This window comes from Deltaproteobacteria bacterium (assembly GCA_016177765.1).
Classification (GTDB): domain Bacteria; phylum UBA10199; class UBA10199; order JACPAL01; family JACOUP01; genus JACOUP01.
On record JACOUP010000002.1, the window covers coordinates 15,666 to 25,380 of the forward strand.

Genomic DNA, 9,715 nt, shown 5'->3' on the forward strand with positions numbered 1-9,715 from the left:
ACTGTTTTCAAGATCTATGTCGCTCACTGCGGATAAAAAGAGAATTCTTGCCTCCTACCTGAAGGAAAAGGGGCTTCATGCAACACGCCAACGGGACCTGATCATCAAGGAGTTTTTTAAAAAACACCGCCACCTCACGATCGAGGAGTGGCTTGGCCTCTTTCGAAAGAGCGATCCCAAGATCGGTTATGCGACCGTTTACCGGACCCTCAAGCTCCTGGGGGAGTGTGGCCTGGCCCACAAAAGGGAGTTTGGGGGGCAGGTGCGGTATGAGCATGTCACCGATCACCACCATGACCATCTCATCTGTCTTAAGTGCGGGAAAATAATAGAATTTGAGGATGATCGCATTGAGGCACTCCAGAAAACCGTCTGCCGATCCCATCAGTTCCGTCTGATCAATCACAAAATGGAACTCTACGGCTACTGCGCCCGTTGTTCCCATTCAAAAAAGTAGTCCACCTGATTAAAATCATCTTGACAACGTCACTCTTGGTCGGTTAGTCCCTATCAAATATGAAAATGAAAACTATTTTCATTATCGTATTATCTCTTGCCTCCCTTATACGGACACGAACGGTGGAGGCCGGAAACAATGGTTACTTTGTGACCTACAACTCGGAGGTTGAAAAAGGGGAGTTGGAATTGATGCTGATGAATGATATCACGGCCCCTTCCCATTTTCGACGGGAGGAGGGATTTGGAAACTACCTCTCCCATATGATCGAACTGGAGTACGGGATCACCCATCAACTGGCGACGGAATTCATGATTGAGTGGTTTGAAGACCTCGAGACCAGCGATGCCGCCTTTACCGGTTTTCGGTGGGAGAACCGCTTTCGCCTCTTCCGGAGGGAGGTTCCTTTAAATCCGATGATCTATGCAGAATACGAGGATCTCGATCCCAAGACTCGATACAAGATGGAGGTTTCCGGATGGATCAACCCTCCTTATACGGACACGGGAGGGGAACCCGATCGGGAAAGGATCATTGAGAGCCGGCTGGTCCTTTCCGAAGATTTTGGCCCCGTCAATGTTGCCTTTAACTGGATCAACGAGACCGATCTCGGTTCCGGGGGGGCTACGGCCTTCGGGTACGCCCTTGGGACCATCTGGATGCTTCATGGTGGGCATTCTGAGGAATCTCTCGAGTCCTCAGAGGGGGGGCAAGAGAAAGAAGCAGATCACGGGAAAGGGGTTGGGGTCGGGCTGGAGATGTATGGTGCCCTCGGGGATACGAAATCGTTTGGTTTCAAACCGGGTCGACAGGAGCACTACCTCGGGCCGATTATCATGGTCCATTTCAACAAACATTGGATGGCCCATACCCAGCTGGCGATTGGGTTATCGAAGGCCAGTGACAATCTGGTGCGTCTCAATTTCGGGTATGAATTTTGAAAAGAGAGAAAAAATAACACGGTTTCTTAAATAAAAAAGGAGGGAGAATCATGAAGAGGAATCTAGGGTTGCCGGTCCTGATCGGCCTGTTGGTCTTGATGACGGGTTCGGTGTCAGCCGGGGAGAAGAAGGGAGAGGGGCCGGAGATTCAGGTTCCCGAGGCGGAACTGGAATCGGTGGTGAGGGATGAGGAGGGGCTTGAACGGCACGGGAAGTTCGGACCTTTGAGCCTCTTTGGTTACGGGGAGCTTCATTACAACAATCCGATCGGCAGTAGCAACGACCAGATTGACTTTCACCGGATGGTGGTCGGCGTTGGTTATGAATTTACAAAGACAATTCGTTTGAGAATGGAGCTTGATTTTGAGCATGCCTTTAAAGAACCAGAGCTAGAATACGCTTATATTGAATGGCAACCGAAGGAACAGTTCGGGTTGAGAGGGGGGGCGCTCCTTGTGCCGATGGGGGTGATTAATGAGCATCATGAACCGCCGCTCTTCTACAGTGTGGAACGACCGGAACTCTACCGGGTCATTATCCCGACGACATGGCAGGAGGGAGGGGGTGGCTTCTTTGGGAAACTTCCCTTCGGACTCTCGTATCAGGCCTATGCGATCTCGATGCCAACAGCCCTTCAGGTTAGTGGGACGACGGTGACCAGTTTCAACGGTTCCACCGGGATCCGAAGCGGCCGTGGTCATGTCGGGGGGGCACCGGGACGGGACTTTGGCGGAGCGGTCAGGCTCGAGCACAAAGGCCTCCCCGGTCTGAGGGTTGGGACCTCGGCCGTTGTTGGCAACACCGGTCAGGGGAATGGGGCAGTCGGCGGCGGTCTCCTTTCGATGATGGAGGCGGATGCTAAATACAGTATTGAAGGGATTGATCTTGAGGGGATCTTTGCCTTTTCTCATCTCAAGGATGCTGGGAACATCAATGCGGCAGTTGTGGCCGCCAGCCCTACCTTCACCAATTTTGTAGCCAGTCAGATGCTAGGCTTTTATTTTGAGGGGGCGTACCATCTGTTCCATCACCTGATGCCGGAGACCAGGCATGACCTTGTCCTTTTTGGCCGTTACGAAAAATTGGATACCCAGTTCAGCATGCCGGCAGGGTATGCCAAGAATTATGCCAATAAGCGGCAGGTGATTACAGCAGGCCTCTCTTATCTGCCGATCCCCCAGGTGGCGATCAAAGCAGATTACACCTTTAACAAGAATGCCGCCAATACCGGCACGGATCAGTTCAACATGGGTCTCGGTTTCTATTACTAGAGCATTTTGACTCTCAGTTTCAAAATAAAAGGAGGAGTTCCGTGGCCAGTATTGCTTTAGGAGTGTTTTTACAAAGGTTTGATTCTCATCCTGCCGATGGGAGGTTCGACCTTGTGGAGATCAACACCCGTTTTGCGAGGGAGTTTGAAAAACTTCCGATGGCCGATCAGAACAGGCTTCAAGACTACTTTGCCGGAAAAGAGGAAAAGGATTATTTTCAGGCCCTGCAGAGGGCCATTCATCTTAAGGAAAACCCGCCCGCAACCACTGATGCGCGTCGCTTTGCGGCAACCTGTTCCGCCTGTCATTCATTGAGCATCCCTTTGGGTTTCCGCTGGGAGAGTGGAGAAACTGCTCGGGATATCGTTAAAGAGATGACCGCTTTCGCCCAACGGACACTCGTTTATGAGGAAGGTGAGATTACCGAGGAAGATCGTCAGGCTATCGTCCGTTTTCTTCTGACCCTAAAGGACCCGAAGCTGCCTGTTCTCGTGGAGGAAGAGGAGAAAGAGGGAGAATCGAATGAAGTGCCGGAAGGGAAGGAGAGGGCAACTCCTCTAGAAAGAGAGCGGATCCGGGCCACCTGCCGTGAACTGGCCAAAGCCTATACGGACCTTGTCACAAACTTTCCCAAGGTGGCCTGTGGCCAACCCTTGAATTTTAACTATCCGGTGAATAACCGTTGCGATATCCGCGGGTCCGATCTGAAGGTTCAGCAACAGGCCGTCGTCAGGGCCGCCGGACAAATGGCCGAACTGGCGTCAAGGCTTGCTTTTTACCGCCCCTCCCATCATGCGGATGATTATAAAGTCTATCAGGCCTTTTCCAACAATCTGGAGCACCTCGCTCTTTTGGTCGCCGAGAGGATTGAAGCCAACAACTGGATTGGAGGTTACAATATGATTGTCCAGATTGCGCGCCATATGCGAGGCGCCCACGAGGTCTTTCAGCGCGGTTTGTCCCCGGATGACCCGAATCCAAAACCCTAAAGGAGGATTTGATGAACCCAAGCCCCACTCATTCCGCCGGCAGGATAACCACTGAAGACGAGTTTCTTATTCAACTTGCTGAAGCGGCCTATCTGGTTGTTTCAAAATCCGGTTTCCGAGGCTCGTTTCTGGCCTTTTTGTGTGATTTTAAAAAGGCGCTGGATGAGATTCTTTGCAGAAACATCGAAGGGTTGTTCAACCCTCTCCCGCACTCTGATTTTGACATTCCAAAAAATTCTGATAGTCCTTGTCAGGGATGAAGATTCTTGCACTTTTGGGAGGGCTTCTTTTTTTCATGATGCCGTTCAAACTCTCCTTAGCCAACCAGCTCTATAGGCAAAACGTCAGACCGATTTTTGAGACCAAATGTTTCGACTGTCATTCCGATCAAACGCGGTATCCGTGGTATTACCGTTTGCCGGGGGTTCGGCAATTGATGGATCATGATATTGAAGAGGCACGGGAACATATAGACCTTTCCCATGATTTTCCGTTCGGTGGGCATCACCCCCTCAAGGAACAGCTCAAGGATCTGAAAGAGGTTGTTGAGGAGAATGAAATGCCGCTTTGGCGTTACCGACTCCTCCACTGGAATTCTGGGCTCACCGACGAGGAAAGAAGAATCATTCTGGAGTGGCTTGAAAAAAGCCAATTCTAAAGTGAGAAAAAGACCGCTTTTCTTCTTGTGGTTCTTCTTCGTCTGTCCGCTGGGACTCCGGGCTGAAACGGTTTATTTGACCCCCAAGGATGCCTTAAAGTTATTCTTTAAGGATTCTGAGAAAGTGACCAGTGAAAAAAAGGAAATTACCGGTGATCTTAAAGTAAAAGTGGAAAAGGCCTTGGGGGTTTCTCTCCCCAAAGAGAACTACACTTTTTATATTGGTTCCACGAAAGGGGGGACCGATGGGTATGCCCTGATTGACAATCAGATCGGAAAGACCGAGCCTATCACCTTTATGACGATTCTGGATCCTCAAGGAAAAGTTAGAGCAGTTGAAATTTTGGTTTATCGGGAGAGTCACGGAGGGGAAGTGCAATCGAGGCGGTTCTTGAAACAGTTTGATAAAAAGACGGTCAGAGACCCGATCCGGGTTGGCCAAGATATTGATAACATCAGTGGCGCTACTCTTTCCGCCCGTGCCCTGGCTACCGGTGTGAAAAGGGCCGTGATCCTCTGGCAGGCGTTGTATGGAGGGGGGGTATGAAACTTAATCGCCAGCCTCTGGCTGTCAAAGTTTTGATCAGTGGCTTCCTTTTTTCCCTTTTGGTCGGTTTTGGTATCTCTGTTTTTCAGATCCATGACCGGACCGGTTTTAGCGTTGCCAAGACGGTGGTGCATTATCGGGGAGTGGAAGGAGGGTCGCTCGACGGCGAGCTTCACCTCCCTCCGACTTATCAAACCCTCCTTTCGGTGGCCCATGTCCACACGATGAGCCAGCCGGTCATGTTTTTTCTGGTCGGTTTCCTCTTTGTCGGAACCGCTCTTTCCGAAAGACTCAAGATCTTTTTCATCGTTCTTTTATTTGGCTCAAGCCTCTTGTCCAACGCCTCCCCCTGGCTGGTTCGTTATCTGTCCGTCAAGACAGTTGTCCTTTTCCCGTTATCGGCAAGTCTGATGATCGGTTTGTTTCTTTTGATGTCCGGCGTCATTTTTTATGATCTCTGGAGGAGCGATGATGACAGCACTCTTTGAAAGGGTTTTTTATTATTTCCAGGTCGGTGGCTGGACGATGGGGGCCATTTTGGCCTGTTCTGTTTTAGGACTGGCCGTTTCCTTAGAAAGGCTTTGGACCCTCCGGTGGCCAGTGGTGGTCCCCAAGGGGTTGCCGGTAGAGGTGGAGGATCTGATCGGACGCGGGAAGATACCGGAAGCGGTAACCCTGTGCAAAAAGGATGGTTCTCCCCTGGCGGCGGTTATCCGTGCCGGAGTTGACTGTACCGGCAAGAGCCGGGAACAGATCAAGGAGATCATCAATGAGGTAGGGCGGGTGGAGACCGCCTCCCTGGAAAAGGGGCTGACAATCCTGCATACGATTATCGTTTTGTCCCCGATGCTTGGGTTCCTGGGGACGGTCCTGGGGATGGTCGACCTTTTTTCCTCCATCGCCTCTGCCGGTGAGGTTGCCAATATTGGCGTCGTGGCGGATGGTGTCTATAAGGCGCTTTACACCACGGTCTTTGGTTTGACGGTGGCGATCCCGATCACGATTTTCTACAAAATGATCAGCTCCAAAGTGGACCGGTTGGTACTGGCAATGGAGGAGATTTCTCTCCGGATCGTCGATCTGGTTCAGGAGAAAAAATAAATGGCCTTTGGGCAGAAAAAGAAGAGGGAGGTGTTGGAATCCAACACGATCTCCCTCATGGATATCATGTTCAACCTTCTGATCTTTGTCCTCGTGACTGCCCAGTACAGCAATGTGAGCGCCCTCAAGGTAAATCTTCCCAAGGCCCAGAGCGGGATGAGTGTTGAAAAGACAGACAACATCGTGATTGCCGTGACCCCTTCCGAAGAATTGTTCTTGAACGGAAAACCGGTCTCGTTTGAAGGCTTGCAGGCCTCCTTGGCCGAAGCTGGAAAACGGAAAAAGCAACCGTTCGTCCTGATCCAAGCGGATGAAAAGACTTCAACCGGGCAGTTGGTCAAGCTGATGGACACCGCCTCCAAATCGGGGCTTGCAAAAATCTCAATTGAAACCAAGAAATAAACCTGATACACCAAGCTCGTTTAAGGGGATGGGGACGTAGCTCAGCTGGGAGAGCGCCTGCATGGCATGCAGGAGGTCAGGGGTTCGATCCCCCTCGTCTCCACAAATTTTTTTCCTGAAATCTCTGCATGTCACTCCCCAACATCAAAAACCTCTCACTCCCCGCGCTTGAAGAAAAAATTCTCTCCTGGGGGGTCAAGTCGTATGTGCGCGATCAAATTTTGATTTGGCTCTACCGGGAACGGGTGACCTCGTTTGATGAGATGACTAACCTCTCCAAGGAGCTCCGGAGGCGATTGGCCGAGACGTTTGTCATCGACCGGATGGAGGTTGAAAGAACACTCCATTCAGTGGATGGCTCCCAGAAATTTCTTTTTAAACTTGCCGACGGGCAGAAGATCGAAAGCGTCCTGATGCCGCAGAAGAACGACCGGCTTACTCTTTGCATCTCCAGTCAGGTCGGTTGTGCGATCGGTTGTTGCTTTTGTAAAACGGCGGAGATGGGTTTAATGCGCAACCTCACACAGGGTGAAATTTTGGGCCAGGTCCTTGAGGTCCAACAGACCCTTCCTCACAAGAAGCGGATCTCGAACATCGTCTTCATGGGGATGGGGGAGCCGTTCCATAATTATGAAACGGTGATCAGCGCCCTGAAGCTCCTCAGGGACCCACGCTGTTTTAATTTTGGCAAACGGAAAATTACCGTTTCCACCTCCGGGTTGGCGCCGGAGATTGAAAAATTTGGCAAGGATGCCGATGTGAAGCTTGCCCTTTCGCTCAATGCCACGACTGATCCTTCGCGAACTGAGATCATGCCGATCAACAAGGCTTTCCCGATGGAACGATTGCAAAAGGCCTGCCGAACCTACAATGACCTGACCGGCCTCACGATCACGATTGAGTACGTCCTGTTTGCCGGCCTCAACGATTCCAGGGAGGATGCCAAAAGACTCGTCCGGTTTCTCTCTCCCCTGAATACCAAGATCAATGTCATCCCTTACAATGAATATCCCGGTTCCCCCTTCAAGAGACCTTCCGATGAAAAGATCCGCGACTTTCATCACACCTTGGCCGATCACAATTTTCAGGTGAATATCCGGTATTCGAAAGGGCTGGATATCATGGGGGCCTGTGGGCAGTTAGCTACCGCTTAAAAACCGATTGCACTGAGATCCGTGCAATGCTAATCAGTCCCCCCATCATGAAAGACGAAATTATCGGTGTCATCGGAGGCAGTGGCCTGTACGGGATGAAGGATCTGAAAGTCCTGGAAGAGGTAAACCTGGAGACGCCGTTCGGCAAGCCCTCCGATGCCTATCTTGTTGGGGAGTTAGAGGGGAGAAGGGTGATCTTCCTGCCGCGGCATGGCCGGGGACACCGGATCAGTCCCTCGGAACTCAACTTTCGTGCGAACATCTGGGGGATGAAAAAACTGGGGGTTTCCGCCATTGTGGCGGTCTCCGCGGTGGGGAGTCTTAAAGAAGAGATCCACCCGGGAGAGATTGTCGTTGTCGACCAGTTCATCGACCGGACCCGCGGCCGGATCTCCACCTTTTTTGAAAAAGGGATTGTCGCCCATCTCTCTTTTGCCGATCCCCTTTGCCCTTCCTTGAGACAATCCCTGATTCCTTCGGCACGGGAGTCAGGAGCGACCGTGCATGAAAAGGGGACCTATATTTGCATGGAGGGGCCCCAGTTTTCTACCAAGGCGGAATCCCGTCTCTACCGTGCTTGGGGGGCGGACGTGATCGGTATGACCAACCTACAGGAGGCCAAACTGGCCCGTGAGGCGGAGGTCTGTTACGCGACACTGGCCCTCTCCACCGATTATGATTGCTGGCATGAGGGGCACGACTCGGTAACCATTGAAGCGATTATTGCCGTCTTGAACCAGAATGTGACGATGGCCCAGTCAATCATTCGGAAGGTTGTTCGAAAAATTGCCCCGGGAAGGGAATGTGGTTGTCGGGAGGCACTCAAGAACGCCATACTGACTGATCGCCAGAAGATCCCGCAGGGAGTCAAGGAACGTCTCTCTGTGATTGCCGGCAGGTACTTGGAAAAATGAGTCTCCTGGTTGTTGGCACAGTGGCCTTAGACGATCTCAAGACCCCTTTCGGGGAGAGGGCCAATGTCCTGGGAGGCTCGGCCACCCATTTTGCCATTGCCGCCAGTTTTTTCACCGACGTCGCCATCTCTGGCGTGATCGGCGAAGATTTTCCGGAAGAGCACCAAACCTACCTCCGTTCACGCGGGATCAATCTCGATGCCGTTGAAAAGAAAAATGGCAAGACCTTTCACTGGAAGGGGGAGTACGGGTTTGACCTGAACACCGCGATCACGCGGGGGACGGAACTGGGTGTTTTAGAGGCTTTTCATCCCAGGGTTCCCGCCACTCTTCAGGCAACGCCGTTTGTCTTTCTGGCCAATGTGGCTCCAGGAGTTCAAAACGAGTTTTTAACGCAGATCCGTCAACCAAAATTTCTGGCCCTCGATTCGATGAACCTCTGGATCAAAAACTGCAAGGAAGAGTTGATCCAGGTGATCCGAAAGGTGGATGCGGTCTTCCTGAACGAGGGGGAGACGCGCCAATTGACAGAAGAGCCGATTTTGGCCAAGGCGGCCCGAAAGATCCTTTCCTGGGGGCCGAAGGCCCTTTTTGTCAAACAGGGGGAATATGGGGCGCTTCTTTTTCAGGGGAGTCGTGTTTTTTCGGCACCGGGACTTCCTTTGGAATCGGTTTTTGATCCGACCGGGGCGGGGGACAGTTTTGCCGGTGGGGCGATGGGGTATCTCGCACGAACCGGAGACCTCTCTTTTGAAAATCTGCAGAAGGCGGTGATTGTGGGGAGTGTGATGGCCTCTTTTAATGTGGAGGATTTTGGACCGGATCGCTTGCGAACCGTTTCGCTTGCTGAAATCCGAAAACGGGCCGGTGATTTTAGGGAACTCGCCCATTTTGAAGAAGTGGTTTTATAAATGGAAACACTGGGTCAGTATTTAAAAAGGGAAAGAGAGTTTCGCAAGATCACACCGCAAGAGGTAGCGACGGCAACGCGGATCAAGGTTGGTTATCTGGAAGCGCTGGAGGCCGACCGTTTTGCCGAATTGCCGGGGTCTGTTTTTATCAAGGGGTTTTTGAGGTCCTATGCCTGTTTTGTGGGGCTCAATGTGGATGAGGTCCTTCTGCGATACGAAGACCAGTTGCAACATGGCGAGGAGCAGCCTTCGGACAGACCCCCGAGCTACAAGAAGTTTGCCGGCCTCAAACCCAGGAGGAAGGCCCTGGCTATCACCGTTATCCTTTTTCTGCTACTTCTCGTTGCGATTTATGTCGCTTCCAGATAAT

At 51.7% G+C, this 9,715-nt stretch carries 14 protein-coding genes and 1 tRNA gene; all 15 read left to right on the forward strand.

The window, feature by feature from the left end; translation table 11 throughout:
* The first annotated feature begins 16 nt into the window (after nucleotides 1–16).
* Nucleotides 17–457 (forward strand): transcriptional repressor, encoded by a 441-nt coding sequence (locus HYS22_00870; protein MBI1908710.1) that lies wholly within the window; start codon nucleotides 17–19, stop codon nucleotides 455–457.
* A 59-nt stretch (nucleotides 458–516) separates the two neighbouring features.
* The gene (locus HYS22_00875) at nucleotides 517–1,398 is read left to right on the forward strand and encodes a hypothetical protein (protein MBI1908711.1); all 882 of its coding nucleotides are present in this window, start codon (nucleotides 517–519) and stop codon (nucleotides 1,396–1,398) included.
* A 50-nt stretch (nucleotides 1,399–1,448) separates the two neighbouring features.
* Nucleotides 1,449–2,669, forward strand: a complete 1,221-nt coding sequence (locus HYS22_00880; protein MBI1908712.1) for a hypothetical protein — start codon at nucleotides 1,449–1,451, stop codon at nucleotides 2,667–2,669.
* Between the two features lie 41 nt (nucleotides 2,670–2,710).
* Nucleotides 2,711–3,658, forward strand: coding sequence for a cytochrome c (locus HYS22_00885; GenBank protein ID MBI1908713.1), 948 nt, complete (start codon nucleotides 2,711–2,713; stop codon nucleotides 3,656–3,658).
* An 11-nt stretch (nucleotides 3,659–3,669) separates the two neighbouring features.
* Nucleotides 3,670–3,918: a hypothetical protein gene (locus HYS22_00890; protein ID MBI1908714.1), complete on the forward strand. Its 249-nt coding sequence runs from the start codon at nucleotides 3,670–3,672 to the stop codon at nucleotides 3,916–3,918.
* Nucleotides 3,915–4,316 (forward strand): heme-binding domain-containing protein, encoded by a 402-nt coding sequence (locus tag HYS22_00895; GenBank protein ID MBI1908715.1) that lies wholly within the window; start codon nucleotides 3,915–3,917, stop codon nucleotides 4,314–4,316. The genes HYS22_00890 and HYS22_00895 overlap by 4 nt, the downstream gene beginning before the upstream one ends.
* A 1-nt stretch (nucleotide 4,317) precedes the next feature.
* The gene (locus HYS22_00900; GenBank protein MBI1908716.1) at nucleotides 4,318–4,863 is read left to right on the forward strand and encodes an FMN-binding protein; all 546 of its coding nucleotides are present in this window, start codon (nucleotides 4,318–4,320) and stop codon (nucleotides 4,861–4,863) included.
* Nucleotides 4,860–5,351 (forward strand): hypothetical protein, encoded by a 492-nt coding sequence (locus tag HYS22_00905; GenBank protein ID MBI1908717.1) that lies wholly within the window; start codon nucleotides 4,860–4,862, stop codon nucleotides 5,349–5,351. The genes HYS22_00900 and HYS22_00905 overlap by 4 nt, the downstream gene beginning before the upstream one ends.
* On the forward strand, nucleotides 5,332–5,964 hold the full coding sequence (locus tag HYS22_00910; protein ID MBI1908718.1) for a MotA/TolQ/ExbB proton channel family protein: 633 nt from the start codon (nucleotides 5,332–5,334) through the stop codon (nucleotides 5,962–5,964). The genes HYS22_00905 and HYS22_00910 overlap by 20 nt, the downstream gene beginning before the upstream one ends.
* Nucleotides 5,965–6,366, forward strand: a complete 402-nt coding sequence (locus HYS22_00915; protein MBI1908719.1) for a biopolymer transporter ExbD — start codon at nucleotides 5,965–5,967, stop codon at nucleotides 6,364–6,366.
* A 30-nt stretch (nucleotides 6,367–6,396) separates the two neighbouring features.
* Nucleotides 6,397–6,469: transfer RNA gene (locus HYS22_00920), tRNA-Ala, on the forward strand.
* Nucleotides 6,470–6,494: 25 nt separating this feature from the next.
* A complete protein-coding gene (rlmN, locus tag HYS22_00925) occupies nucleotides 6,495–7,520 on the forward strand; it encodes a 23S rRNA (adenine(2503)-C(2))-methyltransferase RlmN (GenBank protein MBI1908720.1) in 1,026 nt (341 codons plus the stop codon).
* 47 nt (nucleotides 7,521–7,567) lie between these two features.
* Nucleotides 7,568–8,434 (forward strand): S-methyl-5'-thioadenosine phosphorylase, encoded by an 867-nt coding sequence (gene mtnP / locus HYS22_00930; protein ID MBI1908721.1) that lies wholly within the window; start codon nucleotides 7,568–7,570, stop codon nucleotides 8,432–8,434.
* Nucleotides 8,431–9,345, forward strand: a complete 915-nt coding sequence (locus HYS22_00935; protein ID MBI1908722.1) for a sugar kinase — start codon at nucleotides 8,431–8,433, stop codon at nucleotides 9,343–9,345. Before mtnP ends, HYS22_00935 begins: the two co-directional genes overlap by 4 nt.
* Nucleotides 9,346–9,714 (forward strand): helix-turn-helix domain-containing protein, encoded by a 369-nt coding sequence (locus tag HYS22_00940; GenBank protein MBI1908723.1) that lies wholly within the window; start codon nucleotides 9,346–9,348, stop codon nucleotides 9,712–9,714.
* Nucleotide 9,715 lies beyond the last annotated feature (1 nt).